This is a genomic window from Caulobacter sp. GW821-FHT10A10, from assembly GCF_059415745.1.
In genome coordinates this window covers 806,356-832,694 of record NZ_JBWKNV010000001.1, presented here as the reverse complement: position 1 = coordinate 832,694, position 26,339 = coordinate 806,356, and the positions used below count along the sequence as shown (strand labels likewise).

26 protein-coding genes and 1 pseudogene are annotated in these 26,339 nt (G+C 69.6%); 10 read left to right on the top strand and 17 right to left on the bottom strand.

Going from position 1 to position 26,339, the window contains the following annotated elements; genetic code table 11:
* Positions 1-32 precede the first annotated feature (32 nt).
* The 5 genes from AC07NS_RS03980 to AC07NS_RS03960 form a co-directional block, all read right to left on the bottom strand.
* Complete coding sequence (locus AC07NS_RS03980; RefSeq protein ID WP_494601608.1) at positions 33-461, bottom strand: hypothetical protein; 429 nt, start codon at positions 459-461, stop codon at positions 33-35.
* Positions 445-1,692 (bottom strand): pentapeptide repeat-containing protein, encoded by a 1,248-nt coding sequence (locus AC07NS_RS03975; protein ID WP_494601606.1) that lies wholly within the window; start codon positions 1,690-1,692, stop codon positions 445-447. Before AC07NS_RS03975 ends, AC07NS_RS03980 begins: the two co-directional genes overlap by 17 nt.
* A gap of 79 nt (positions 1,693-1,771) precedes the next feature.
* The gene (locus AC07NS_RS03970; RefSeq protein WP_494601605.1) at positions 1,772-2,731 is read right to left on the bottom strand and encodes a magnesium transporter CorA family protein; all 960 of its coding nucleotides are present in this window, start codon (positions 2,729-2,731) and stop codon (positions 1,772-1,774) included.
* Between the two features lie 72 nt (positions 2,732-2,803).
* Positions 2,804-3,490, bottom strand: a complete 687-nt coding sequence (locus AC07NS_RS03965) for a CHAP domain-containing protein (RefSeq protein ID WP_494601603.1) — start codon at positions 3,488-3,490, stop codon at positions 2,804-2,806.
* Between the two features lie 67 nt (positions 3,491-3,557).
* Complete coding sequence (locus AC07NS_RS03960; RefSeq protein ID WP_494601602.1) at positions 3,558-4,658, bottom strand: acyltransferase family protein; 1,101 nt, start codon at positions 4,656-4,658, stop codon at positions 3,558-3,560.
* Between the two features lie 117 nt (positions 4,659-4,775).
* Here AC07NS_RS03960 and AC07NS_RS03955 point away from each other — a divergent pair, with 117 nt between their 5' ends.
* A complete protein-coding gene (locus AC07NS_RS03955) occupies positions 4,776-5,558 on the top strand; it encodes a TerC family protein (protein ID WP_110122179.1) in 783 nt (260 codons plus the stop codon).
* A 260-nt stretch (positions 5,559-5,818) separates the two neighbouring features.
* On the opposite strand, the gene ybaL is transcribed toward AC07NS_RS03955, so the two are convergent.
* Positions 5,819-7,468: a YbaL family putative K(+) efflux transporter gene (gene ybaL, locus AC07NS_RS03950; protein WP_494601599.1), complete on the bottom strand. Its 1,650-nt coding sequence runs from the start codon at positions 7,466-7,468 to the stop codon at positions 5,819-5,821.
* A gap of 71 nt (positions 7,469-7,539) precedes the next feature.
* Here ybaL and AC07NS_RS03945 point away from each other — a divergent pair, with 71 nt between their 5' ends.
* The 6 genes from AC07NS_RS03945 (at position 7,540) to AC07NS_RS03920 (ending at position 15,208) form a co-directional block, all read left to right on the top strand.
* Entirely contained in the window at positions 7,540-7,812 is a 273-nt protein-coding gene (locus AC07NS_RS03945; RefSeq protein WP_494601597.1) for a helix-turn-helix domain-containing protein, read from the top strand.
* Positions 7,813-7,836: 24 nt separating this feature from the next.
* Positions 7,837-9,615 (top strand): cation:proton antiporter domain-containing protein, encoded by a 1,779-nt coding sequence (locus tag AC07NS_RS03940; RefSeq protein WP_494601596.1) that lies wholly within the window; start codon positions 7,837-7,839, stop codon positions 9,613-9,615.
* A 341-nt stretch (positions 9,616-9,956) separates the two neighbouring features.
* On the top strand, positions 9,957-11,168 hold the full coding sequence (locus AC07NS_RS03935) for an OmpA family protein (protein ID WP_494601595.1): 1,212 nt from the start codon (positions 9,957-9,959) through the stop codon (positions 11,166-11,168).
* A 595-nt stretch (positions 11,169-11,763) separates the two neighbouring features.
* Positions 11,764-13,632, top strand: a complete 1,869-nt coding sequence (locus AC07NS_RS03930) for a ribonucleoside-diphosphate reductase subunit alpha (RefSeq protein WP_494601594.1) — start codon at positions 11,764-11,766, stop codon at positions 13,630-13,632.
* A 168-nt stretch (positions 13,633-13,800) separates the two neighbouring features.
* Entirely contained in the window at positions 13,801-14,784 is a 984-nt protein-coding gene (locus AC07NS_RS03925) for a lipid A-modifier LpxR family protein (RefSeq protein WP_494601593.1), read from the top strand.
* Positions 14,785-14,881: 97 nt separating this feature from the next.
* Positions 14,882-15,208: a hypothetical protein gene (locus AC07NS_RS03920; RefSeq protein ID WP_494601592.1), complete on the top strand. Its 327-nt coding sequence runs from the start codon at positions 14,882-14,884 to the stop codon at positions 15,206-15,208.
* Between the two features lie 6 nt (positions 15,209-15,214).
* Here AC07NS_RS03920 and AC07NS_RS03915 read toward each other — a convergent pair whose 3' ends face one another.
* The gene (locus AC07NS_RS03915; protein WP_494601591.1) at positions 15,215-15,703 is read right to left on the bottom strand and encodes a copper-binding protein; all 489 of its coding nucleotides are present in this window, start codon (positions 15,701-15,703) and stop codon (positions 15,215-15,217) included.
* A 205-nt stretch (positions 15,704-15,908) separates the two neighbouring features.
* On the opposite strand from AC07NS_RS03915, the gene AC07NS_RS03910 reads away from it, so the two are divergent.
* Positions 15,909-16,385: a nuclear transport factor 2 family protein gene (locus AC07NS_RS03910; protein ID WP_494601590.1), complete on the top strand. Its 477-nt coding sequence runs from the start codon at positions 15,909-15,911 to the stop codon at positions 16,383-16,385.
* An 11-nt stretch (positions 16,386-16,396) separates the two neighbouring features.
* Here AC07NS_RS03910 and AC07NS_RS03905 read toward each other — a convergent pair whose 3' ends face one another.
* From AC07NS_RS03905 to AC07NS_RS03895, 3 genes are all read right to left on the bottom strand, one after another.
* Complete coding sequence (locus AC07NS_RS03905) at positions 16,397-17,671, bottom strand: patatin-like phospholipase family protein (RefSeq protein ID WP_494601589.1); 1,275 nt, start codon at positions 17,669-17,671, stop codon at positions 16,397-16,399.
* A gap of 5 nt (positions 17,672-17,676) precedes the next feature.
* Positions 17,677-18,342, bottom strand: a complete 666-nt coding sequence (trhA, locus tag AC07NS_RS03900; RefSeq protein ID WP_494601587.1) for a PAQR family membrane homeostasis protein TrhA — start codon at positions 18,340-18,342, stop codon at positions 17,677-17,679.
* Between the two features lie 83 nt (positions 18,343-18,425).
* A complete protein-coding gene (locus AC07NS_RS03895) occupies positions 18,426-19,196 on the bottom strand; it encodes a sulfite exporter TauE/SafE family protein (RefSeq protein WP_494601585.1) in 771 nt (256 codons plus the stop codon).
* 88 nt (positions 19,197-19,284) lie between these two features.
* Here AC07NS_RS03895 and AC07NS_RS03890 point away from each other — a divergent pair.
* Positions 19,285-19,395, top strand: a pseudogene (locus tag AC07NS_RS03890) (hypothetical protein); the annotation flags it as partial.
* 24 nt (positions 19,396-19,419) lie between these two features.
* Here AC07NS_RS03890 and AC07NS_RS03885 read toward each other — a convergent pair.
* Both AC07NS_RS03885 and AC07NS_RS03880 read right to left on the bottom strand, forming a co-directional pair.
* Positions 19,420-20,454, bottom strand: a complete 1,035-nt coding sequence (locus AC07NS_RS03885) for an aldo/keto reductase (protein WP_494601584.1) — start codon at positions 20,452-20,454, stop codon at positions 19,420-19,422.
* A 248-nt stretch (positions 20,455-20,702) separates the two neighbouring features.
* Entirely contained in the window at positions 20,703-21,869 is a 1,167-nt protein-coding gene (locus tag AC07NS_RS03880; RefSeq protein ID WP_494601582.1) for an MFS transporter, read from the bottom strand.
* 99 nt (positions 21,870-21,968) lie between these two features.
* Here AC07NS_RS03880 and AC07NS_RS03875 point away from each other — a divergent pair, with 99 nt between their 5' ends.
* Complete coding sequence (locus AC07NS_RS03875) at positions 21,969-22,910, top strand: LysR family transcriptional regulator (RefSeq protein ID WP_494601580.1); 942 nt, start codon at positions 21,969-21,971, stop codon at positions 22,908-22,910.
* A gap of 359 nt (positions 22,911-23,269) precedes the next feature.
* Here the strand turns inward: AC07NS_RS03875 and AC07NS_RS03870 are convergent, their stop codons facing one another.
* The 5 genes from AC07NS_RS03870 to AC07NS_RS03850 form a co-directional block, all read right to left on the bottom strand.
* Complete coding sequence (locus AC07NS_RS03870) at positions 23,270-23,875, bottom strand: hypothetical protein (RefSeq protein ID WP_494601578.1); 606 nt, start codon at positions 23,873-23,875, stop codon at positions 23,270-23,272.
* Positions 23,876-23,999: 124 nt separating this feature from the next.
* Positions 24,000-25,046, bottom strand: a complete 1,047-nt coding sequence (locus AC07NS_RS03865) for an aspartate-semialdehyde dehydrogenase (protein WP_494601577.1) — start codon at positions 25,044-25,046, stop codon at positions 24,000-24,002.
* Positions 25,047-25,147: 101 nt separating this feature from the next.
* Positions 25,148-25,225: a hypothetical protein gene (locus AC07NS_RS03860; protein WP_494601865.1), complete on the bottom strand. Its 78-nt coding sequence runs from the start codon at positions 25,223-25,225 to the stop codon at positions 25,148-25,150.
* A 12-nt stretch (positions 25,226-25,237) separates the two neighbouring features.
* On the bottom strand, positions 25,238-25,576 hold the full coding sequence (locus tag AC07NS_RS03855; protein WP_494601575.1) for a hypothetical protein: 339 nt from the start codon (positions 25,574-25,576) through the stop codon (positions 25,238-25,240).
* 2 nt (positions 25,577-25,578) lie between these two features.
* Positions 25,579-26,250, bottom strand: coding sequence for a glutathione S-transferase family protein (locus AC07NS_RS03850; RefSeq protein ID WP_494601863.1), 672 nt, complete (start codon positions 26,248-26,250; stop codon positions 25,579-25,581).
* Positions 26,251-26,339: the final 89 nt, after the last annotated feature.

Sequence of the window (26,339 nt, the reverse complement as noted above, 5' to 3'; positions counted from 1 at the left end):
AAGACGGAAAAGGTATTGTCGCCCGCGAGGGCCTAGGCGGTCAGGCGAGCGCGAAGGGCGTCGAACGGCCAGATGTGCGCGACCGCCGCATAGTTGGCGGTCTTGAGGTCTTCGGCCATCCATTTGCGGCGGGGCGTCAGCATCTCGACCAGGCATTCAAGCAAGGCCGCGCGCTCTTTCTCATTGAGGGCCGATGGATCCAGGCCGCAGATGATGGCGATGCTCCGGCACAGCTGCAGGACCAGATAATATTCCTCGGTCTGGGGAGGGGGCCCGCCACGTCCGATGGCGTGAACATGGCCAGCGGTGTCGAGGGCTGCCTCGCGCAGTTCCTCGGGGGAAAAGGGGGCGTCGACGAAGCTTGGATCGACACGGCCCTCGGCGACGACCCGGTCGGAGAGGGCGGAGCAGGCTTCGCGCCAGCGGGTGGAGACCGGCGCTTCTCTACCCCTTCGGCGCAACGAACCCCTCCGGCAGCTCGGCCCCGCGCAGGTCGCAGCCGGCCAGGACGGCGCGGGCCAGGTCGGCGTCGATCAGGCGGGCGCGGGCGGCGCCGGCGCCGGTGAGGTTGGCGGCGCGCAAGACGGCGCGGGTCAGGTCGGTGCGCAGGGCGCGGCCTTCGCTGATCACCAGCGGGCCGAGCTTGGCGCCCGTCAGGTCGGCGCGGGCGAGGTCGGCGTCGGCCAGGCGCGCGCCGCGCAGGTCGGCGCCCTTCAGCTTGGCTCCGCGCAGGTCGGCGCCGACCAGGTTGGCGCCCTGCAGCTCGACGCCCTCCAGGTCCATGCCGAAGAAGATCGCGCCGGGGGCGGACAGGCCGCTCAGCTTGCGGCCCTTCAGGCGGCGAAGGGGACGGAAGTCGACCTGCGGGATCGAGATCGCCCGGCCCTGGGCGCCGCCGCTGGTGCAGAAGCGCTCGTGCTCGTCGAGCAGGTCGTGCAGGGGCTGGTCGTCGACATAGATCAGCGGCGGCGGGGCGCGCAGCACTCCTGCCATGTCGGCGTCCTCGAGATTGGCGCCGGAGACGTCGACTCCGGTCATCACCGCCCGCTTGAGCAGGGCGCCCGACATGTCGGCGCCGAAGATCTCGGCCCCGGTCAGGTCGACCCGGTTCATGGTGGCGTTGTTCAGCCGCGCGCCCGACAGGGTGGCCCCCGACAGGTCGGCGTCGGTGAGGTCGGCGGCGCGGGCGAAGGCGTCGGACATCTGGGCGCCGGCCAGGCTGGCGCCCTTCAGCATGGCGTAGTCGAGCCCGGCGTGGTCTTCGGCGTGGCGCAGCAGGCGGAAGCCCTCGGCCCCGTCCTGCACGGCGGTGAGGCCCTCGCGCAGGTCGCAACCCGACAGGTCGGCCCCCGACAGGTTGGCGCCGCGCAGATAGGCTCCGCGCATGTCCACCCGCACCAGGCGGGCGCCGCGCAGGTCGGCGTCACGCAGGTCGGCGCCGTAGAGCACCGCCCGGTCCAGCACCGCGCCGCGCAGCGAGGCCCCGGCCAGGAGCGCGCCGGTCAGGTCGGCTTCGGACAGGTCGACGCCGTCGAGCTCGAAGTGGGAGAGGTCGATATAGGCCAGGGACGCGCGGCGGCCGGCGGGCAGGCCCTTCAGATAGCGGCCATGCGCCTCGACCGCGGCCTTGACGGCGGCGGCCGGCGGCCTGCGGATCAAGCTTTGCGGCGCTGTGGCGGGAAGGGGCGACATAGGCTTTTTATCAAGGGTTCCCGCAACTTATGACGCCGCTCCATTTAAGGAACGGTTTGTTTTTCAGCTGTGAAACAAATCACAGCCAGCCTTTTCGGCGGAACCACATCAGGGGAATCACCGCCGCGGCCAGCATCAGGCCCAGCGCTATGGGATAGCCCTCCATCCAGCGCAGTTCGGGCATGTGCTCGAAGTTCATGCCGTAGATCCCCGCGATCAGGGTGGGCGGCAGGAACACGGCCGAGAACACCGAGAAGATCTTGAAGATCTGGTTCTGCTCGATGTTGATGAAGCCGAGCGCCGCGTCGAGCAGGAAGGTGATGTTGCCCGACAGGTAGCTGGAATGGTCGGTGATCGAGGTCACGTCGCGCTGCAGCGATTTGAGGTGATCGCGCAGTTCGCGGTCGCCCTCGAACTGCTCGGCCAGGCTGGCGAAGCTGAGCAGGCGGGCGAGACTCACCAGGCTGTCGCGGGCCTTGGCGTTGACGATCTGGGCCCGCCCCAGGCGTTCTAGGATCTTCTCGAAGGCCGCGCCGCGCGGGCGGCCGAAGATCATCCGCGACTGGGTTTCGACCTCGCTGGCGGTGCGCTCGAGGATGTCGGCGGTGCGGTCGATGACGGCGTCGAGCAAGCCGAGGAAGGTCTGCGGGCCGCCGGGGCACAGGCTGGGCTGGCGCTCGGCCTGGGCGGTGAACACCGAGAAGGCGCGCGGCTCGACGTAGCGGATGGTTACCAGCTTGTCGCCGGTCAGCACGAAGGTCACCGGGGCGGCCGTGGGTAGTTCGCCCTCGGCGTTGACCAGGATGGTGGCGGTCATGAAGGTGCCGCCGTCCTCCTGGTAGAGGCGCGAAGAGGCCTCGATCTCGGCCATCTCCTCGCGGGTGGGCAGCAGCAGGCCGATCGACTGCTCGACGGCCACTTCTTCGGCGCGGGTGGGGTCGACGAGCTCGATCCAGACGGCGTCGGACGGCAGGCGCCAGTCGGGCGTATGGCCGCCCGGCTCGAAGCCCGGGGCGCCTTGTCGGAGAACTCTCAGCATGGATCGACCCGGACCTTCACCCTGCGGGTGTGGCCCAGGCGCGAAGGCGCGTCAACGCGCCAGCTTGGGAGATCAGCGCTGAGGCTGGGCCGGCTTGTCGTCGCCTTGGGCGGCGGCGATCAGGGCGGCGATGCGGTCGGTCGAGTCGGCGGCCTGGTTGATCATGTCCAGCGGGTTGGCGCGGACCGACGAGGCGACCTGGTTGGCGGCCTGCTTGGCCAGCGACACGGCGGCGTTCTGGGCGAGCGCCAGCTTGCTGGTGGCGGCGGCGATCGTGACCGCCTGCTGGTTCTGGTAGATGAAGCCGTGGGTCGGATAGACCGTGGTGCCCAGATCGCGGATCGGGTCGTACCAGACCTTGACCTGGCTCCAGTCGCCGGCGGCCGACACGTCGACGACGGTGACGTCCTGTTCGACCTGACCGCGGGCGCCGTTCATGACGGACCAGTTGGCGTGGGTGACCTGGATCACCCGGTCGGTCAGAACCTGCGAAACGAAGGCCACGTGGCCGAGGTTCATGCGGGCGGTGGGCTTGAAGCAGAGGACGGCGCCGGCCTTCGGCACGAAGCCGGTGTCGTACTTGCCGACCGCCTGGCCCCACCAGGTGCGGGCGTCGCCGAAGATCTGGATGCCCGACATGAGGCGGGCGAAGGGGACGCACTGCCAGTACCCGTCGGCCACGGCGCTCGAGATCGGCGCGAGGCTGACCATGGCCGCAGCGGCCAGGGAACCCCAGAGGGCTCTCTTCCGTTTCGTCATGCTGTGGGTACTCCCCCGCGTCACTGGGTAAGTCGATAACCCTGGGGGAAAAATATGAAAAGAGTGTTTATTGAGCCACAGTGACGGTTGTGGCGGCGCCACTGCGCCGCTTGGCCAAAGACTTCATCAAGTCCCGGGCCGGCTTTTCCACCAGGTGATACGAGGCCGCGGACAGCGGAATCAAGGCTGCGACGATTAACACCCAGACCAGCAGCGGCAGTTTGTCGCCCTCGATATTCAAGAGCTTGGCCGCGCCGTTGACCGCTAGAATCTTCCACGGAATGCAGATCATGTAGGTCGAGTAGCTGATCTCGCCCAGATACACGAAGATGCTTTGGGTGGCGAAGCTCGAACCGGCCTTGGCCAGGCGCGCCAGCGATAGAATAAAACCGCCCAAAATGGCCACGATCAACGCATCTGGCGCCTGGAGCTGCACTGTAGCGAGCAGAAGCACCCCCGCCACGACGGCGCCGATTCCCGCTCCGCGCAGGCTCAGCGTCTGGCTCTTCCACAGGGTGTAGAGCGCGCAGCCGTAGAAGAAGCAGGGCACGATGCGCAGGGCGCCCCAGCGGATCGTCGCCTCGGTCAGCGGGAAGCCGGCCAGCTTTTCGAAGGCCGGATAGAGCGCCGCGATCACGGCCAGGGCCGCGCCCAGCAGCACCAGCGGACGGTTGCGCAGGTTCCAGGCCACGAAGGCGAAGGCGGGGAAGCTGAGATAGGCGAACCACTCGGCCGAGATCGACCACGAGGGGTGGTTCCAGCCCGACACCGGCGCGAAGCCCCAGGCATGGACCATCAGCAGATTGGCCGGAAGGGCGTCCCAGGCCAGCATGTTCTTGTCGACCGCGATGCCGGCGATCCCGGCGGCGACAGCCATCAGCCCGACGCCGGCCATCGTGAACAGGTGCAGCGGATAGACGCGCGCCAGCCGGTTCCACAGGAAGCCGCCATAGCCGAACCGGCCCTCGCCGAAAGCCGTCAGATAGACGTGGCAGAGGATGAAGCCGGACAGCACGAAGAAGGCCTCGACGCCCAGATAGCCCTTGGCCACCACGCCCGGAACCGCGCCGCTGACGGCGAGGTTTGGCCAGTAGTGATACATCACCACCCAGAAGGCGGCGAAGAAACGAAGGGCGGTCAGGGGCTTGATATGGGCGGCGTCGGTCATATCTGCATTTCCAAGTCCCAGTTTCGCCGCATTTCGCCGACCGCCGTTTTGGCGGCCGCGGCGGGGCTCGCGGCGGGCTGGGGCGTGATCAATCTGTCCACAGCCTAGCCAGGACCCATGAACGAACTCCTTCACCTCGCCGCAGACCCGGCCGCCTGGGCGGCCCTCGTCACCCTGGTGGTCATGGAAGTCGTCCTCGGGATCGACAACCTGGTCTTCATTTCGATCCTGTCGAACAAGCTGCCGCCCGAGCATCGCCAGCGCGTGCGCCGCATCGGCATCTCGCTGGCGCTGATCATGCGCCTCGTCCTGCTGTCGACCATCGCCTTCATCGTCGGCCTGACCGCCCCGGTCTTCGACCTCGGCATCGTCGGCCCGGTGGGCAGCCACGGCGAGCCGGCCTTCGAGACCGCCTTCTCCTGGCGCGACCTGATCCTGATCGCCGGCGGCCTGTTCCTGATCTGGAAGGCCACCAAGGAGATCCACCACACGGTCGATCCCAAGGAGCAAAGCCACGACGTGCTCGACAAGACCGGCGCGGCGATCTCCAACGTCGGCGCGGCGATCTTCCAGATCATCCTGCTGGACCTGGTGTTCTCGATCGACTCGATCCTGACCGCCGTCGGCATGACCGAGCACCTGGCGATCATGGTCATCGCGGTGATCGCGGCCGTGACCGTGATGCTGCTGGCCGCCGACCCGCTGGGCAACTTCATCAACAACAACCCGACCGTGGTGATGCTGGCCCTGGGCTTCCTGCTGATGATCGGCACCGTGCTGATCGCCGAGGGCTTCGGGGTGCACGTGCCCAAGGGCTACATCTACACCGCCATGGCCTTCTCGGCCGGCGTCGAGGGCCTGAACATGCTCTCGCGCAGGTCGGCGGCGAAGAAGAAGTGATCCTGATCCTTCTCCCCTTGCGGGAGAAGGTGTCGGCGCAAGCCGACGGATGAGGGGTCTCTCAAACGCAAAACGCCGCGACGGCTGAACAGCTGTCGCGGCGTTTCTCGTTTCAAAGACCCTCTCCCTGAAGGGAGAGGTGTCGGCGAAGCCGACGGAGAGGGAAGGGGCCGCTGAGGCTGGGCAAGTTGCCGGCGCGGCAGGACCTTCCCCCTCCGGCCCTCCGGACCGCCTCCCCCTTCAGGGGGAGGGTCTTGGGCTCAATGAGCCGTCGCCGGCGGCGCCTGTCGCCTCGGCGCCCGCTGCAGCATCCCCCGGGCGATCTCCTGCTCGCCGATCAGGGCGTCGGTGGCGCCCATCTGGGTGAGCAGGTCGACGTCGGCGTCGGTATAGGCGCGGGCGACGATGCGGGCGTCGGGGTTGGCGGCGCGGGCCTGCTCGATGATCCGGGCGGCCTCGAACGGGCTGGGCACGGCGACGAAGACGTGGGTGGCCTTGTCCAGGCCCGCCTGCATCAGCACTTCGGGACGCACGGCGTTGCCCTGCACCACCTCGTAGCCGGCCTCACGCAGTTCGCTGGCGCGGTCGCCCTCGTCCTCGATGACCACCAGTGGCGTGCGGTTCTTCAGGCCCTCGGCGACCGCCTTGCCGACCCGGCCGTAGCCGACCAGCACCGCGTGCGGCTGGGCCGCGGCGGCTACCGGCTCGACCGCCTCCTTGACGCTGACCTTGACCATGGCCTTGTCCAGCCAGGCGAACAGCAGCGGGTTGATCAGGATCGACAGGATGGCGCCGGCCAGGATCAGGTCGCGGCCTTCCGCCGGCAGCAGCTTCAGCGACACGCCCAGGCCCGCCAGGATGAACGAGAACTCGCCGATCTGGGCCAGGCTGGCCGAGATGGTCAGGGCCACGCTCTGCGGACGCTTGAAGGCCAGCACCAGGGCGTAGGCCACCAGCGACTTGCCCACCACGATGATCAGCACGGTGGCCAGCACGGCCAGCGGCTCGCGCAGCAGCACCATCGGGTCGAACAGCATGCCGATCGAGACGAAGAACAGCACGGCGAAGGCGTCGCGCAGGGGCAGGGTCTCGTTGGCGGCCTGATGCGACAGCTCGCTCTCGGCCATGATCATGCCGGCGAAGAAGGCCCCCAGGGCGAACGACACGCCGAACAGCGCCGCCGAGCCGAAGGCCACGCCCAGGCAGATGGCCAGCACCGCCAGGCGGAACAGCTCGCGCGAGCCGGTGTGGGCGATGCGGTGCAGGATCCAGGGAATGACCCGACGGCCGACGATCAGCATGAAGGCCACGAAGGCGGCGACCTTGCCGATGGTGATGGCGAAGGTCATCAGCAGGCCGCCCGAGGCGTTGGCCGGCGGGGTGCCGCCCATCAGGCCCGACAGGGCCGGCAGCAGAACGAGGGCCAGCACCATGGCCAGGTCCTCGACGATCAGCCAGCCGACGGCGATGCGGCCGCGGTCGGTCTCGATCAGCCGGCGCTCCTGCAGGGCCCGCAGCAGCACCACGGTCGAGGCCACCGACAGGGCCAGGCCGAACACCACGCCCGCGCCCCAGCCCCAGCCGAGCGCGACGGCCAGGCCCACGCCCATCAGGGTGGCCGCGCCGATCTGCACCACGGCGCCGGGGATGGCGATCTTGCGCACGGCCATCAGGTCCTTGACCGAGAAGTGCAGGCCCACCCCGAACATCAGCAGGATGACGCCGATCTCGGCCAGCTGCGGGGCCAGTTCCTGGTCGGCGACATAGCCCGGCGTGAAGGGCCCTACGAGCACCCCGGCCAGCAGGTAGCCGACCAGCACGGGCAGCTTCAACCGGTTGGCGAGCGCGCCGAAGACGAAGGCCAGGCCCAGGCCCGCGACGATGGTTGCGATCAGCGAGGTGTGGTGCATGAAGCCTCCTTGACGGTCATCTTTTTCGGGCGTACTCAACCAATATGGGTGACAAGCCCGCGAGTTTCCAGATGCCTCACGCAAAAATTCTCCTTCCGGCCCAATGCCGGGGCGCCCGCGGTCTACTCAACTGGTCGCAAGGCGAGCTCGCGGACAAGGCGGGGGTGTCGCGCAGCACGGTCAAGGACTTCGAGACCGAGCGCCACGCCTTGCACCATAGCACCGAGCGGCTTCTCATCGACGCGCTCGAAGAGGGCGGGGCCGTGCTGATCCCGGCGGCCGAGGGCGGCGAACCTGGGGGCGCGTGGGGACCGGGCGTGCGACTGAAGGCGGCGACGGATTAGGATCGACCAAGGAGGGCAGGGCGCTTGAACCACGAGGTTTCACCGGCGGACTACAAGGATCTGGTCCTGTTCCTGGCCACGGCCGGGATCGTCGCGCCGCTGTTCAAGCGTCTGAAGATCAACCCCATCCTCGGCTTCCTGCTGGCCGGCGTGATCCTGGGGCCGTTCGGCCTGGGCCGGCTGATCGGCATCGCCCCCTGGCTCGACTACGTCACCGTCGACAATCCCGACGAGATCGGCCAGCTGGCCGAGTTCGGCGTCGTCTTCCTGCTGTTCATGATCGGGCTGGAGCTGTCGTGGGAGCGCCTTCGGCTCTTGCGCAAATACGTCTTCGGCCTGGGCGCGGCCCAGGTGGTCGGCTGCTCGCTGGCCCTGGGCGCGGTGGCCATGCTGCTGGGCCAGCCGCCGGTGGCGGCCCTGGCCATCGGCTCGGCCCTGACCCTGTCGTCGACCGCCATCGCTGTGCCGGTGCTGGCCGAGCGCAAGCGGCTGCACGCCGAGGGAGGTCGCGCGACCTTTTCCGTGCTGCTGTTCCAGGACCTGGCGGTGGCCCCGATCCTGATCACCCTGGCGATCCTGGGGCGCGGCCATGGCGAGTTCGACGCCCGCGGCCTGCTGGCCCTGCTGCCGGCGGCCCTGGGTCTTGGCGCGATCGTGCTGGTCGGCCGCCTGGCGCTGCGGCCGATGATGCGCTCGGTCGCCAAGGCCAAGAGCGAAGAGATGTTCATGGCCGCCTGCCTGCTGGTGATCATCGGGGCGGGGCTGGTCAGCGCGCTGTCGGGCCTGTCGATGGCCCTGGGCGCCTTCGTCGCCGGCGTGCTGCTGGCCGAGACCGAGTACCGCCACGAGGTCGAGGTCAAGATCGAGCCCTTCAAGGGCCTCTTGCTGTCGCTGTTCTTCGTGTCGCTGGGCATTCGCCTGGACCTGTCGCTGCTGGTCGCCTCGCCGGTCCTGGTGCTGGGCACGGCCGTCGGCCTAGTGGTGGTGAAGGCGGCCATGGTGTTCGGCCTCGGCAAGCTGTTCGGCCTGTCCAACCGCGCTTCGGCCGAGAGCGCCCTGGCCCTGGCGGCCGGCGGCGAGTTCGCCTTCGTGCTGCTTGCCAACGCGATGGACGCCGAGGTGGTCAGCCCCTCGGTCGGCCAGGCCGTGCTGGTGGCCGCCACCCTGACCATGTTCCTGATCCCGGCCCTGACCGGCGTCGGCGCGCGGCTGGGGCGCAAGACCCCGGCCGAGACCACCGAGGCGCCCGAAGGCGTGGACCTGTCGACCGAGGAGCCCAAGGGCCGGGTGCTGGTGGTCGGCTTCGGCCGCGTCGGGCGGCTGGTCGGCGACATGCTCGACCGCCACGAACTGCCATGGATCGCCATCGACCGCGATCCTGGCCTGGTGCAGCAGGGCCGCCGCGCCGGCCACCGGGTCTATTTCGGCGACGCCGCCCGGATCGAGCTGCTCGAGCGCTGCGGTCTCGACCACGCCCGCGCCGTGGTCGTCACCATGGACGCGCCCGAGGCCGCCGAGGCGGTGGTCGCCGCCGCCCGGGGGCACCGTCCCGACCTGACCATCGTGGCCCGCGCCCGCGACGCCCGCCACGCCGCCCGGCTCTACGAACTGGGGGCCACCGACGCGGTTCCGGAGACCATCGAGGCCTCGCTGCAGCTGTCGGAAGCGGTGCTGGTCGACATCGGCGTGCCCATGGGGCTGGTCATCGCCTCGATCCACGAGCGCCGCGACGAATACCGCAAGGTGCTCAACCGGCCTGACGCCCTGGGCGGAAAGCGCAAGCGGTTGCGCGACGCCGGGTGAGGTCCGCCCGCGCCCATCAAGGTCGCAGGTAGCCGGACACCATGTGGAAAACTTGGCCATTACGGCCATTTTTCCGCCGTTAGAACCTGCCCGACGCTACGGAAGGCCTTGCGCGGGCGCGCTTTGCGTGCGAACCGAGGGGGGAGCGGACGCCTTCGGGAAACCCCGGTCGCCAGATTCGGCGAACGGGTTTCACAGGGCGACCGTGAGGTGTCGCGGGGGGCTTTCCGCCTCGGTGAAACTTTGGACGGTGTTGCCGAGCCGACACTTTCGCGGAACGTGCGCCTTGGTATAACGATGCTCGGCCGTTGGGCCGTGCAGGGCAATAGAGGGCTCTTGATATGAAACTCAAACTCCTGGCGGGAGCCGCCCTGGCCGCGGTGTTCGCCGCGTCGGGCGCTTCGGCCCAAGAGACCGGCTGGTACGGCGCGGTCGACCTCGGCTACCACTGGCCGAACGAAGTCACCAGCGAGTCGGACGGCAACGCTCCGGACGGCGCTCACTATCACTGGACCTGGAACACCGACTCCGATTGGACCGGTTTCGTGCGTCTGGGCTACCAGTTCACCCCGAACTGGCGCGCTGAACTCGAAGGCGGCTATCGTCCGGGCGACCTGAAGAGCGTCCGCGGCAACCCCGTCCGTCAGCAGCCGATCGGTCTCTGCACCCCCGGCGTGACCCGCACCACCGCGGCTCCGCGCTGCGGCGGTCCGGAAGGCTCGATCGAGTCCTGGTCGCTGATGTTCAACGTCCTGTACGACTTCGCGCCGGACGCCAAGATCAACCCGTTCCTGGGCGCCGGCCTCGGCGTCAACCGTCTGGACGTCCAGACCGTTGGCCAGTTCAGCGGCGTCTCGGGCGCCATCACGACCGCCAACCCGGCGATCCAGAACCTGACCGTCGACGACGACGACATCGCGATCGCCTGGCAGGGCATCGCCGGTCTGGCCTGGAAGGCGACCGACAAGCTGAAGCTCGACGTCACCTACCGCTACTTCGCCACCGACGACCACAGCTGGCAGTCGAAGGGTTCGGCCGCTCTGCAGCCGGGCACGTTCGAAGGTCAGTATAGCGACCAGTCGCTGACGGTCGGCCTGCGGTACTCGTTCGCGGCTCCGCCGCCCCCGCCGCCGCCCCCGCCGCCGCCGCCTCCCCCGCCGCCGCCGCCCCCGCCGCCTCCGCCCCCGCCGCCTCCCCCGCCGCCTCCGCCGGCGTTCGAAGCGCGCGAATTCATCGTCTACTTCCCGTTCGATCAGTACGTGCTGACGCCGGAAGCCCAGTCGGTGGTTTCGGAAGCCGCGAAGTACGCCAACGACGGCAAGGCCACCAAGATCGTGGTCGTCGGTCACACCGACACCTCGGGCTCGCCGAAGTACAACGTCCGCCTGTCGGAACGTCGTGCGAAGGCCGTGGCTGACGCTCTGGTCGGTCTGGGCGTCGCCCAATCGACCCTCGGCGTCGACTGGAAGGGTGAAAGCGCCCCGGCCGTCGCCACCGGCGACGGCGTGAAGGAACCGCTGAACCGTCGTTCGACGATCTCGATCAACTTCTAAGATCGGATCCCGGACGGAGGCTCTTGGCTTCCCGACGAAATGCGAAGGCCCCGGAGGAAACTCCGGGGCCTTTTGCTTTTTATCCTTCTCCCCTTGCGGGAGAAGGTGGCGACGCAGTCGTCGGATGAGGGGTCTCTCAGAACTTCAAGGTCCCGCCCGGTCGACCCGCTACAGCGACGGATAGGGCTTTCGACCCCTCACCCGACCTCCTTCGGAGGCCACCCTCTCCCGCAAGGGGAGAGGGGCGCTGGCCACAAATATCCCCGCTCTTTTTTGCTCCGAACCCTTCCGAAGAATCCGGAATCGCCGGTTGGCCGACCCCTCCGGCGGCGGAGCTTCGTTAACGCTGCTGCGACCCGATGACGCGCCGAAAAATTCTCATGTGGGCAACCCCTTGATACGCACGGGGAACCTCCAGGCGTTCACAGCTTGTTAACGAAAAACTCGCCTCGGAAGCGTTCCGACCCGTTGACGAAGAGGCGGGGTCTGTGGCCCCATATATGGGCTCTGGGGGCGCAACGCCCACTATATCTAGCGGCTTCGCCGGAAGCGGACGGCTTCTCGCAAGCGCATGGTAAATGGACGGGTTCTGCACATGACCGCTGGTGAAGCGACCAAGATTCAAGCTGCCGCGCGCCCTGCGTCGGCCTTCAAGGAACGTCCGGCCCTGGCGCTGGTGCGCAAGGTCGAGGTTGATCGTTCGCGCGACGCCCTGCTGACCGATTTCGGCAAGACCACGCTGGAAGACCGCTATCTGCTGCCGGGCGAGTCCTACCAGGACATGTTCGCGCGCGTCTCGACGGCCTTCGCCGACGACGCCGACCACGCCCAGCGCGTCTACGACTATATGAGCCGCCTGTGGTTCATGCCGGCCACCCCGGTGCTCAGCAACGGCGGCGCCGATCGCGGTCTGCCGATCAGCTGCTTCCTCAACGCCGTCAACGACAGCCTCGACGGCATCCTGGGCGTCTGGAACGAGAACGTCTGGCTGGCGGCCAACGGCGGCGGCATCGGCACCTACTGGGGCGGCGTCCGCTCGATCGGCGAGAAGGTCAAGGGCCAGGGCCAGACCTCGGGCATCATCCCCTTCATCCGCGTGATGGACTCGCTGACCCTCGCCATCTCGCAAGGCTCGCTGCGCCGCGGCTCGGCGGCCGTCTATCTCGACATCCACCACCCGGAAATCGAAGAGTTCCTGGAGATCCGCAAGGCCTCGGGCGACTTCAACCGCAAGTCCCTGAACCTGCACCACGGCATCTCGATCACCGACGAGTTCATGCACGCCGTGCGTGACGGCCTGAAGTTCGGCCTGCGCTCGCCCAAGACCGGCGAAGTGCTGCGCGAAGTCGAGGCCCGCGGCCTGTGGCAGAAGATCCTGGATCTGCGCATGCAGACCGGCGAGCCCTACCTGATCTTCTCCGACACCGTGAACCGCGCCATGCCGTCGTTCCAGCGCGAGCTGGGCCTGAAGGTGCGCCAGTCGAACCTGTGCAGCGAGATCATGCTGCACACCGGCACCGACCACCTGGGCAAGGAGCGCACCGCGGTCTGCTGCCTGTCGAGCGTCAACGCCGAGACGTTCCTGGAGTGGCGCGACCACCCGACCTTCATCGAGGACGTCATGCGCTTCCTCGACAACGTCCTGCAGGACTTCATCGATCGCGCCCCGGACGCGGCCTCGACCGCCGCCTACGCGGCCATGCGCGAGCGTTCGGTGGGCCTCGGTTTGATGGGCTTCCACTCGTTCCTGCAAAGCCAGAACGTGCCGTTCGAAAGCGCCCTGGCCAAGAGCTGGAACATGCGGATGTTCAAGCACCTGCGCCGCGAGGCCGACAAGGCGTCGATCAAGATCGGCGAAGAGAAGGGTCCGTGCCCGGACGCCGCCGATCGCGGTTCGATGGAGCGCTTCTCGCACAAGCTGGCCATCGCCCCGACCGCCTCGATCTCGATCATCTGCGGCGGCACGTCGGCGGGCATCGAGCCGATCCCGGCCAACATCTACACCCACAAGACCCTGTCGGGCTCGTTCGCGGTGAAGAACCCCTACCTGGAGAAGCTGCTCGAGGAGAAGGGCCAGAACACCGACGTGGTCTGGGGCTCGATCCTGGAGAACGAAGGCTCGGTCCAGCACCTGGAGTTCCTGAGCCAGGACGAGAAGGACGTCTACAAGACCGCCTTCGAGCTGGACCAGCGCTGGGTGGTCGAACTGGCCGCCGACCGCACGCCGGAAATCTGCCAGAGCCAGTCGGTGAACATCTTCCTGCCCGGCGACGTCGACAAGTGGGACCTGCACATGCTGCACTGGCAGGCCTGGGAGCGGGGCGTGAAGAGCCTCTACTACCTGCGCTCCAAGTCGGTTCAGCGGGCGGCCTACGCCGGCGCCGACGGCAAGGCCGAGGCGGGTGAGGGCGGCTTCGACGTCGCGGAAAAGACCGACTACGAAGAGTGCCTCGCCTGCCAGTAAAACGAGCGTAAAAGCGACAATCAACCACAGCGGCGCGACATCTCGCGCCGCTGTTTTTGTCTGCGGAACCAATACAGTCACGAACGGTTCACCGAACGCCGGGTTTTCCCGGTGGACGTATCCGAAATGCCGGATACGGTGGGCGAGATTGGGATTGGGGAATCCGCAATGCGTATCGTTTGCGCAACGATCGCGACGTGCTGCGGCGCCGCCTTGGCGCTTTCCGCGGCGACGTCCGACGCTGCCGTCCGCAAGGGCAAGCGTAAGGCGACGGCCAAGCCGGCCGCCGCGGCTCCGACTCTCAATCCTACTCTTCAGAAACTGGACCTGACCCGCCGCGCCGCGCCTGAGGCGCCCTCGGCGGCCGCCTTCGTCGCGCGCCCCGTCGATGACCGCGCGACCGAGGCCGAGGGCGAGGCCTTCGCCGTGTCGCCCGCCGGCCTCTACGGCGACGCCAACCTGCTGGACGCAGACCGCTATTACGAAGAGCGCGGGCCGGTCAGCTGGCGTTCGAGCAGCGTGGTGGTCGGCGACAATGGGCGCGCCGTGGACTCGGTGCGGGTCTCGGTGGCCACTTCCTCGCGCCTGGCCCAGAGCGCGCCGCTCAGCCTGGTGCGCCCGGGCGCGGCCAATTTCGACGCCGACACCGTCGACGTCAGCGTTTCGCGCGGCTGGCCGGCGGCGGCCAAGTTCGGGGCCGGCAAGCTGTCGGTCGATTTCACCCCGCACGCGGGCCTGGGCTTCGGCGGGGCCGGCGGCTCGGCCGAGCTCGGCGGCATGGTGCGGATCGGCAAGAGCAGCGGCAAGAGCGTCGAGGACCGGGTCATCGACGGCCTGGGCGTGCGCGACGGCCGCGAGACCTTCGGCGACCGTGGGCGCTGGTATCTGTTCGCCGGGGCCAGCGGCCAGCTGGTCGGCATGAACCTGCTGCGCGGCCAGGACGGCGACTGGACGAGGGCCGGCGTCACCGCCGACACCACCAGCAAGCTGATCGGCGACGCCCAGGCCGGGGTCGGCTGGCGGCGCGGGGCCATGCAGGCCTCGGTCGGCTACATCCGCCGCGAGATCAAGGCCAAGGACCAGATCATGGGCATGGCCACCCAGGAAGACTCGGTCGTGGCCCTGTCGTTCAGCCTCAAGCCGGAGTGGTGAGCGGGGGCATCCGTGAGCCTTCAGGCGTGCGAACCCTTGAGTTTCCGGCCGCGATCATGCAGCTAGCGACCATCCTTCCGTAAAGTCGTCGAGCGTCATGAGCGATAGCGAGCCCCCGCGCCGCAAAATCCTGAGCCTGAAGAGCGGGGTCGCCGCGCCTGGCGGTCCGCCGCCGCTCGAGCGCCTGCAGAAGACGGCCCGGGTGGTGACGCCCGAACCGGCCCCCCCTCCGCCGCCGCCGCAAGTCGGCGACTGGAAGTGCAAGCCCTGCGGCACCCGCTTCGATCCGCCGGCCGAACTGGCCGACGAGGACCACGTGCGCTGCCCGTCGTGCAACGCCCGCCTGGGCGTGGCCGCCGACTTCCGCGCCGACCCGCCCCGCGTCGAGAAGACCCGCGCGCGCTATCTCAAGAAGGCCGGCTGATACGCCTCAGCGCGGAGGCGGCGGCGGACGATCCGAGCCGTCGCCCGGAGGCGGGCCGCCTGGCTTGCCGTCCTGACCACCAGGGGGAGATCCACCGGGAGGCGGGCCGCCTTCCGGCGGCGGACCTTCCGGCAGGAACGCCGCGATGCGGTGATTGCTGAGCGTGAAGCGCACCTTCTGGCCCACCGTCACCTCGCCCAGCATGCCCGGCTTGACCGTGGCGAAGGGCATGGTTCCCGCCGGCCAGTTCAGCGGCTCCGACGCCGCATAGGCGATCGTCACCCGGTCGGCGGCCGGATCGAGCGCCAGCACCACGCCGGTGATCACCACCTTGTCGAGGTCCGCCTGCTTGGACCCGCCGCCAGGACCGCCCGGTCCGCCGGGACCGCCGCCGCCGGGAGGCGGACCGCCGCGACCGCCGCCGGGCGGCTGGGCGTGAGCCGCCGAGACGGCGAGCAGGGCGACGGCGAGGGCGGGAAGGATGAGCTTGCGCATGACCGGACCGAAAGACTGAAAGCCCCGCACGCCTAGCGGCCTTGTGCTGCCGGATGACTGCGTTCGGTTTCGGACCTGCAATGCGTGGCGGCTCGACCGTCGGGTGACGATCGGGCCGGAGGCTCCTTTCAAGCGCCGCTTTTCGCGTGGAGCTTGAGTGGGGCATCCTCAGGTTCAGCCGCCCTTCGCGCCTTCGGAGACTTCCATGATCATCGCCCTTCTCGCCGTGCTCGCCCTCGACGGTTCGGTTCCGCCGCCCGCCGCCGCCCCGCTGTCGCCCGCTCCCGCGAGCAGCGCGTTCGACCCGGCGGCCGTGAAGGCGATCGAGGCGGCGGCCTACGACTATGTGGACGGCCAACTGGAAGGCGATCCGGCCCGCGTCGCCCGCGTGCTGCATCCGGACCTGGCCAAGCGCGCGGTGCGCTCACGACCCGATCCCGACGAGACCCTGGGCCTGCGGCGCATGAGCCGCGACGAGTTGGTCGACCTGACGCGGCAGGGCGCCTTGCGGACGCCGCGCGAGCAGTGGAGCCGCAGCGTGCGGGTGCTGGACGTGGCCGGGAACGTGGCTGTGGCGCGGGTGGAGACGCCCTGGTTCGTCGATCACCTGAATCTGGGCCGGTTCGGCGACCGCTGGGTGATCGTCAACGCGCTCTGGTACGCCAAACCCAAGGGCGCGTAAGCAGATGGGCCTCAGCCCTCGGTCCCTGGATCCAGGCTGATCGCGCCCGGCTCGGGCTTGGGCCGGCCGCCGGGGCGGCGGAAGAGGCCGCGCCAGCCGGTGGGCTCCAGGGCCGGGCTGGTCCAGACCTTGTCGTCGGCGGCCAGGGCCTCGGCCTTGTCGTAGATCTTGCGCATGGTCACGGTGTCGAACCGCAGCATGTTGAAGCCGTCGAAGTCGCCCGGGATCGAGGCCACGCTGAGCGGCAGGTTGTGGCGCGTGCAGAAGCCTTCGGCGAGGCTCAAGGCCTGGCGATAGGAGAACCGCAGCATGGTCTCGAAGCTGCGACCCATGATCGAGGCCACGCCCGGCGGGGTCGAGCGCACCGACGGGTCCAGCACCGTGTTGACGATGACGTAGACCCGGCCCCGACGCACCCGCGAGCCGAGGTTGCGCCAGTGCAGCAGGGCGTCGGGCATCAGGAACAGCGGCGCGGCCACGCCGCCGTCGACGTGCATCTCCTGGCGCCGTTCGCCGTCGCACTCGACGTCGAACAGCTTGGGCGGGAAGAGGCCGGGCACCGAGGCCGAGGCCACCAGGATCTCGCGGAACAGCTTCACGGCTTCCGGACCGCCGCGCGTGGCGATCGCGCCCATGTCCCAGATCGTGGCCCGCTGGTTGTCGAGATTGGTGGTGGCGATCAGCAGGCGCCGGCCCTTGGCGTGCTCGACGGCGACGGCCTCGATCAGGGTCTCGTCGACGAAGGGCTCGACCAGGGCGTCCAGGCTTTCGCCCTTGAAGATGCTGGGACCCAGCGCGGGAGCCAGGCGCCGCAGGCTGAGCAGCTCGGCCGCGTGGCCGCCCAGATAGGCGTCGGTCAGGCGGTCGTCCCAGGCCGGGCCCAGAAAAGCCAGGGGGGCGATCAGGGCCCCGGTGGAGACGCCGGTGACGATGGCGAAGTGCGGACGCCGCCCGGCCTTGGACAGGCCCGTCAGCACGCCCGCGCCATAGGCGCCGCCGGCCGCCCCGCCCGACAAGGCCAGGATGTTGAACTCGTCCATGCCGATCAGCGAGCGCACCGGCGCCAGGCGGTCGGCGGCGGCCTTCAGCGCGTCCTCGGCCTGCTCGATCGACAGGCGCACGCCCGGAAAGTCGACGGCCTCGGCGTGGGCGGCAGCCAGCGGGGCGGGCAGGCGCTTGCCGCGCAGGGGATCGGGGCCGCGCCAGTCGCGCAGCAGGCTCTGGATGGTGATCCGGGTTTCGGTTCCGGTCGGCTCGTTCCCGTGCGGTGCGCCGTCGCGGGCCATGCGGATCAGGCCCGGGCGCCGGCCAGCACCACTCCGACCAGCACGGCCGCGTAGTGCAGGCCCGCGCCGCCGATCACGTGGCCGTGCCAGATGGCGCGGCGGAACTTCAGCCGGCGCATCAGGTAGAACACCGTGCCGGTGGAATAGACGATGCCGCCGATGGCCAGCAGCAGCAGGGCCACCCACGACAGGCCCTCGATCATCGGCTTGATGGCCACCAGCACCAGCCAGCCCAGCGCCATGTAGAGGCCGACCCAGAACCGCTTGTCGAGGCCCGGCAGGAACAGCTTGGCCAGCACGCCCAGGCCCGCGATGCCCCAGACGGCGGCGGTCATGCCGATGGCCCACCAGCCGGTCAGGTTCTGGGTGGTGAAGGGGGTGTAGGAGGCGGCGATCATGATGAAGATGCCGGCGTGGTCGAAGCGGCGCAGCAGCGGCTGCCAGCGCGCCTTGGAGAAGTTGTAGGCGGTCGACAGCGACAGCATGGTCACCATGCCCAGCGTATAGACCCCGATGGCCGCCATCTGGCTCAGCGAGCCCAGGCCGAAGGCCAGGCCCAGCAGGATGCCGCCGCCCAGCAGGGCGCAGGCGAGGCCCGCCAGGTGCACGATCAGGTCGGCCAGCTTCGCGCCCGACGTGGGATAGTGCTTGGTGAAGTCTGAGATCGTCATGGCCCGCCCAGCCTAGTCGAATTGGGTGACGTATAAACGTCGATCATCATGGCGCCGAAAGGGCATATCGCAAGCGTGACCGTTTAACTCACCAGCCCCATCAATCCATCCCAGGCCAGCTTGGTTCCGACGAGGATCAGCAGGACGTAGATCACCTTGTAGAAGCCCTCGGCCGGCACGCGGCGCACCAGCCACACGCCGGCCCAGGTGGAGGCCAGGGCCAGGGGCGTCAGCACGGCCACGGCGGTCAGCACGCTGGGGGTGAACTGGCCGAGCGCCAGGTAGGCCGGCATCTTCATCCAGTTGACGATGGCGAAGAAGATCGCGCTGGTGCCCACGAAGACGTCGCGCGGCAGGCGGCGCGGCAGGACGTAGATCTGGAACGGCGGGCCGCCGGCGTGGGAGATCTGGCTGGTGAAGCCCGAGGCCATGCCGCACAGCGCGCCCAGCCACGGCCGGCCGGGCGTGGCCTCGATCGCGGCGGCCGCCTTGACCGCCCGCTCGGCCCACAGGCGCTGGGCGGCGAACAGCACCGACACCAGGCCCACCGCCAGCTCCACCGCCGACGCCGACACCAGCGCCGCCAGGGCCCAGCCCAGGAAGATGCCCACCGCGGCCGGCGGCACCATCAGGATCAAGAGGCCCTTGTCCCAGGTCTTGCGATAGGACCAGACGCCGACGACGTCCTGCAGGATCAGCAGCGGCAGCAGGATCGCTGCGGCCTTCACCGGCCCGACCGCCAGGGCCAGCAGGGGCGTGGCCACCACCCCGATCCCCGCGAACCCGCCCTTGGCCAGCCCCACCAGGATCACGGCGGGGATGGCGACGGCGTAGAAGAAGGGATCGGTGAGCATGGCCGGGGCTTAGCAGGCGGCGGCCGGGCGGGCCATGGGGGCGTGGGTGATGACTTGAGGCTCAAACATCAATGCCCCCTTTGGTCGTCATCCCGGCCGCAGCGAAGCGGAGAGCCGGGACCCAGGGGCGACCGCAGTGCGCCGGCCCCTGGGTCCCGGGTCTGCGGCGCTGCGCGCCTTCGCCCGGGATGACGCGTAGAATACGGAGCGGCGCTCCGGCGCCCTACACCAGCGGCGGGTTCACCTGCCGGAAGCCGCCTTCGCGCCAGTAGGGGTAGTAGGGATAGGCCGGGGTGACCGCGCTGGCGGCGTCCAGGGCGGCGACCTGCTCCGGCGTGAGGCTCCAGCCGACGGCGCCGAGGTTCTGGCGCAGCTGCTCCTCGGTGCGAGCGCCGACGATGACGCTGGAGACCGTGGGGCGGCGCAGCAGCCAGTTGATGGCGATCTGCGGCACTGTCTTGCCGGTCTCGGCGGCGACGGCGTCCAGGGCGTCGACGATGCGGTAGAGGCGCTCGTCGTCGACCGGCGGGCCGGCGTCGGCGGTCTGGTGCAGGCGGCTGGTCTCCGGCAAGGGCTGGCCGCGGCGAATCTTGCCCGTCAGGCGGCCCCAGCCCAGCGGGCTCCAGACCATGGCCCCGACGCCCTGGTCGGCGGCCAGCGGCATCAGCTCCCACTCGTAGTCGCGGCCGGCCAGGGAGTAGTAGGCCTGGTGGGCGACATAGCGCGGCCAGCCGTGGCGGTCGGCGGCGGCCAGCGACTTCATCAGCTCCCAGCCGGCGAAGTTGGAGGCGCCGACATAGAGCACCTTGCCGGCGCTCACGAGGTCGTCGAGGGCCGAGAGGGTCTCCTCCACCGGCGTCGTTCCGTCGAAGGCGTGCAGTTGCAGCAGGTCGATGCGGTCGGTCTTCAGCCGCTTCAGCGCCGCCTCGACCCCGCGCACCAGCCGCAGGCGCGAGGCGCCGGCCTCCAGCGGCCCGTCGCCCATCGGCAGGCCGAGCTTGGTGGAGATCAGGGCCTCGTCGCGGCGGCCGACCAGGGCCTCGCCGAGGATCTCTTCCGAAGCGCCGTTCGAATAGACGTCGGCGGTGTCGAACAGGGTGACGCCGGCCTCCAGGCAGATGTCGATCAGCCGCCGGGCCTCCTCGACCCGGGTGTCGCCCCAGGCGCTGAATAGCGGCCCCTGGCCGCCGAACGTGCCGGCGCCGAAGCTGAGGGCGGGGACCTTGAGGCCGGACCGGCCGAGGGTGCGGTATTCCATGGGAGGTCTCCTGGAGAGGGGAGGGGAAAGAAACCCGACCGGTCGGCGATAGCGCCTGCGGCGGGGACTGTTCTTGCTCGATCCGACTTTCGGCCCTGGGGCCCAGCTCCTCCCCCGCAAGCGGGGGAGGTGGCGCGACGCTATCAGCGCCGTGACGGAGGGGGCGACGGCCGGCAATGAGCCCAGTCTCGCCCCCTCCACCACTTCGTGGTCCCCCTCCCCCGTTTCACGGGGGAGGAGTTTGGGCGTTACGCCGCGGCCAGCTTCTGGCGGCGTTCCAGGCCTAGGCTCAGCGCCGCCAGAACCAGGGCGCCCAGCGGCACCAGGGCCGCGATCGGGGCGATGGCCGCAAGGCCCGCGCCGTGGGCGATCACCGCGCCGCCCAGGGCCGCGCCGATGGCGTTGCCGAGGTTGAAGGCGGCGATGTTGAGGCTGGAGGCCAGGCCCTGGCCCGCGCCGCCGGCCTGTGAGAGCACCCGCATCTGCAGCGGCGCGACGGTGGCGAAGGCGGCCGCGCCCAGCAGGAAGGCGGCCAGCACGGCGCCGACCTTGTCGTGGAAGGCCCAGCCCGAGGCCAGCATGACCACGGTCAGGACGGCGATGCTCCCGGCCAGGGCCGCGTTCAGGTTCTTGTCGGCCCAGCGGCCGCCCAGCAGGTTGCCGGCCACCAGGCCCGCGCCGAACACCAGCAGGATCGGCGACACCGCGGCCTCCGAGAAGCCGGCCAGCTGCGTCAGGATCGGCTGGATGTAGGTGAAGACCGCGAACACCCCGCCAAAGCCGAGCACCGTCATCACCAGGCCCAGTTGCACCTGCGGGCGGGCCAGGACGGCGAACTCTTCCTTCAGCGGCGCGGGCTCGGCGGCCTTGTCGCCCTTGGGGACCAGCAGGGCCAGGATCACGAGCGCCAGGGCGCCGATGGCGGCCACCGCCCAGAAGGTCGAGCGCCAGCCGAAGGCCAGGCCCAGCCACGCGCCGAACGGCACGCCCAGCAGGGTGGCGAGGGTCAGGCCGGTGAACATGATGGCGATGGCCGAGGCCTTGCGCTCGGGCGCCACGAGCGAGACGGCGACCAGCGAGCCGACGCCGAAGAAGGTCCCGTGGGCCAGGGCGGTGACGATCCGCGCGCCCATCAGCAGGGCGAAGTTGGGCGCCAGGGCGGCGGCCAGGTTGCCCAGGGTGAAGATGGCCATCAGGGCCAGCAGCGTGGTCTTGGGCGGCAGGCGGCGCGTGGCGAGGGTCAGGATTGGGGCGCCGACGAAGACGCCCAGGGCGTAGCCGGTGGTCAGCCAGCCGGCCGTGGGGATCGAGACCCCGAGATCGGCCGAGACCTGTAGCAAGAGGCCCATGATGACGAATTCGGTGACGCCGATGCCGAAGGCGCCGACGGTCAGAGCATAGAGGGCGAGGGGCATGACAGCCGGCTCCGGTGAATGTTCGGCCTGTCAGATAGCGTTGTCGTCTTCGATGAATTAGATTGCCGGAAGTATCATCACTTGTGACATGAAGGCACGATGGCGCGGCAAGAGATCAATCGCACCGCCGAGATGGAAGTCTTCGTCCGGGCGGTGGAGCAGGGCGGCTTCTCGGCCGCGGCGCGCTCGCTCCGGATGACGCCGTCGGCGGTCAGCAAGCTGGTGGCCCGGCTCGAGGCCCGGCTGGGCGCCCGGCTGGTCAACCGCTCCACCCGCAAGCTGACCCTCACCGCCGAGGGCCAGACCTTTCACGAGCACTCGCTGCGGGTGCTGGCCGATCTCGATGAGGCCGAGCGCGCCGTGGCCGCCAGCGCCGCCCCGCGCGGCCGGGTGCGGGTCAATTCCAGCGTGCCGTTCGGCCAGCATTACCTGCTGCCGCTGTCGCCGAGGTTCCTGGCCGCCCACCCCGACATCCAGCTCGACATCACGGTCACCGACCAGGTGATCGACCTGATGGACGAGCGGGCCGACGTGGCCATCCGCGTGGGGCCGATGCGGGCCTCGCAGCTGATGGCCCGCCGGATCGCCCACAGCCGCATGGTGCTGGTCGCCTCGCCGGCCTATCTGGCGGGCGCGGGAACACCGACCCATCCCGACGACCTGCCGCGGCACGAGTTGGTGACCTTCAACTTCGCCCGCCACTGCGACTCGTGGGGCTTCCAGATCGACGGCGAAGTCGTCTTCCGGCCGGTGCACGGCCGGGCCGAGGTGGGCGACGGCGAGAGCGCTCGGGTCCTGGCTCTGGCCGGGCAGGGGATCGCGCGCCTGTCGGTGCTGCACGTCGGCCCCGACATCGCCGCCGGCCGGCTGGTCCCGGTGCTGGAGGCCTTCAATCCCGGTGACATCGAACTGATCCACGCCGTCTATGTCGGCCACGGCGGCCAGCTGCCGGCCCGGGTGCGGGCCTTCATCGACTGGCTGGCGGCGGAGGTGAGCGTCGGCAAGGGCGAGCCGGCGGCGCTGGCGGATTTCGCGGTTTGAACCCCTCTCTCTGTGAGAGAGGGAGGGGCCCGCCGCGCAAGCGGTGGGAGGGTGAGAGGTAACAAACTCTCCGAACCTGGCGCGAGCACCCCCGCCTCCCCAGGCCTTGTGCCTGGGGTCCAGGGTTCCGCCGCCGAGATCGTCGGCTTCCTCACGACCACGTTGGCGACGCCCAGGCTGGGGCGCCGAGCCTGGCCCGACCCTGGGTCCTCGCCACAGGGGCGAGGAAGGCGGGAAAATGAGAGCGCGATCGTCCGAAAGAGGGGGCTTTCGAGATCTTCCGGCCGACGGTGAAACCTCTCACCCTCCCACGCCTTGCGGCGCGGGCCCCTCCCTCTCTCAAAGAGAGAGGGGTCTTCTTACCGCGCCGCCTTGCCGTAGGCGCTTATCGCCGCCGCCATCTCGGGCGTCGCTTCGACCGCCGGTGCGACGGCCGCCTCGGGTGCGGCTCCGCCGGCCAGGCGGGCCTGGGCTTCGGGGGAGAGGGTGACGGTATCGCGCGGCGTAGAGGACGGCTGGGCGGCGTCGCGGTCGGACTGCAGGCGGGCGCGGTAGTCGCCGACGCTGGCCGGTCCCTTGGCGCCGGGCACGCCGACCTGCAGCGAGGCGACGATGGTCTGGTCGGTTTCGGAGAGGCCGTCGAAGGCGTCCAGCGCCTTCTGCTGCGGAACCGGAGGCGCGGCGTCCGATCCGGCCCAGGCGGCCTTGGTGAAGGTGTTGAGCGCCGACTGCACGGTCTTGGCGAACGGCGACTCGTTGAGCGCCTGCGACAGGCCCGCCCGCTCGCCGTGGCCCGCGCCGGCCCAGCGGTCGGCCAGGGCGTGATAGGCGCCCAGTTGCTGGTCCAGCCCGACCGATCCCGTCGTGTCGTTCAGCGCGGCCGTCGCCGCCGCGGTCCCGCCGGGATAGGCGACGGGGGCGGCCGATGCGCCCGTGTCGGTGGTGGAAAGCTGCGAAATCTTCATCCTGCCGACAGCCTTCGCGCCCGCGCGGTGAAGAGGGAATGAACGCTCATCCCCAGGCTGCGCGGCATGCTGTCGCGCCTTGGCGGGAGGGCGCTCGCCGTGCGGCAAGCGCCCTCGATCAGCGTCAGCCGCCGACCAGCACCTCGGCCACCTGCACGGCGTTGAGCGCCGCGCCCTTGCGCAGGTTGTCGCCCACGACGAACAGGGCCAGGCCGTTCGCGACGGTCGGGTCGGGGCGCACGCGGCCGACGAACACCGGATCCTGGCCGGTGGCGGCGAGCGGGTTGGGCACGTCGTCCAGCACCACGCCCGGCGCATTGCCCAGCAGCTCCAGCGCCTCGGCCACCGAGATCGGCCGCTCGAACTCGGCGTTGATCGAGAGGGCGTGGCCCGAGAACACCGGCACGCGCACGCAGGTGCCGCTGACCGGCAGCTCCGGCAGGCCCAGGATCTTGCGGCTCTCGTCGCGCAGCTTCAGCTCTTCCTCGGTATAGCCGTCCTCGCCCAGCACGTAGTTCAGCGGCACCACGTTGTAGGCGAGCGGCACGGCCCACTTCTGCGGCTCGGGCAGGGGGGCGGCGTCCGGCGACAGGGCCAGGCCGTCGAGATCGCCGGCCGCGCCGGCCTGCACCTGCTCGGACAGCACCCGGATGCCCTCGACCCCGCCGCCCGAGGCGGCCTGGTAGGTGCTGACGGTCAGGCGCTTGAGGCCCGCCCGGTCGTGCAGCGGCTTCAGGGCCGGCATGGCGGCCATGGTCGTGCAGTTGGGGTTGGCGACGATGCCCTTGGGGATCACGGCCAGGGCGTCGGGGTTCACCTCCGACACCACCAGCGGCACGTCCGGGTCGCTGCGCCAGGCCGAGGAGTTGTCGATGACGATCGCCCCGGCCGCGGCGGCCTTGGGGGCCAGCTCGCGCGAGGTGTCGCCGCCCGCCGAGAAGAACACGATGTCCAGGCCGGCGAAGTCGGCGCTGGCGGCGTCCTCGACGGTCACCGACCCGTCCTTCCAGGCCAGGGCCTGGCCGGCCGAGCGGGCCGAGGCGAAGACCCGCAGCGAGGCCAGCGGGAAGTCCCGCTCGGCCAGCAGCTTCAGCATCATGCCGCCCACCAGACCGGTGGCGCCGACAACGCCGACGTGGGGAGGGTTCGAACGGGAAAACTTGGGGCTCATAGTCTTGCGTCTCCTGGGATGAAGGAGCGCGGGGAGCCGTCAGATCTCGTGGTCAAGAGAGCCGCCCCGCGCAGTGCGGGGCTGGTCTGGGGATGCTTGCGTTAGATCGCGCGCATACCCGCCGCCCCGCCGTAGCGGGTCGTTTTGCGGGTAATAATTTTGGTCGCGGCGAAGTGCATCGAGCGGGGCTATTAGCCGCTAAAGCTCTGCACGTAAACCTGCCAGCGCGCATCGCCGCCGCCTGGCGCGTCGGATCCCGCCAGCACTCGGCCATGGCGATAGGCGTGCTTGGCGCCGCCGTCGATCCTCTGGCCTCGAATGCTGTGCTGCAGAGAGACCTGGTCGCGGACGATCTCGCAGGTGATCAGGCCCAGGCACTCGTGATGCTCGAGGCCGATGTCGCGATCGGTCTCCACATGCAGGTCGAGCCGCCTGGGTGCGACGCTCCAGGCCCGCACGACGGCGTCGTCCCCGTAGTAGCGGCGCACGGCCTGCACGATGTAGCGGGCTTCGTCTTCGGTCACGTCCATGGTCACCCGCTCGCCCCCTTGCTCTCCCACCCGTCCACGAACGGGAAGCGCTTCTCCCAGAACTCCACCAGCCGCGGATCGCTATCCACCCGCCGCACCACGTCGGCCATCTTCGGCGCGCGGTCGTAGAAGCGCACCCGGCGCGAGCCCCAGCGGCTGACGACGGCGACATAGAGGTCGAGCACGGTCAGCGCGTCGCCGAGGATGTAGGCGCCGGGCTCGACCTGGGCGTCCATCATCGCCCAGCAGTCGGCGATGCGGTCGGCGGTGGCGGCCTTGACGCGGGCTTGGGCTTTCGGATCCGGGCCGGCCAGCCGCGAGGGATCGTCGCGCACCCAGAACAGCGAATAGATCGAGGCCGGGATGAAGGTCATCCAGCGCAGGAACTGCCCCCGGCGCGGATCGCCGACGGCGGGCCCCAGCCGCGCCTCGGGGTGGTTGTCGGCCAGCCAGATCAGGATCGCCGCGCTCTCGGTGATCGTCTCGCCGTCGGGGGTGACAAGGGCCGGGATCTGCTTCATCGGGTTGACGGGGGCGACCTTGTCCTGCTGCGCCTCGCCCTCCCAGGTGGGCGCCTCGATGACCGTGTAGGGCTGCCCCAATAGGGTCAAAGTCGCTTCGACGGGGACCGAGCCCGAGCCAAGCGCGCCATAGATGGTGTAAGCTCGATTCATCATTGGTTACCCATTCTGCCCACAACATCTTGTGTGCTGAGACAATCTGACCACTAGATGAGGCGGGTCGCCCTGCGCTATCTAGATCC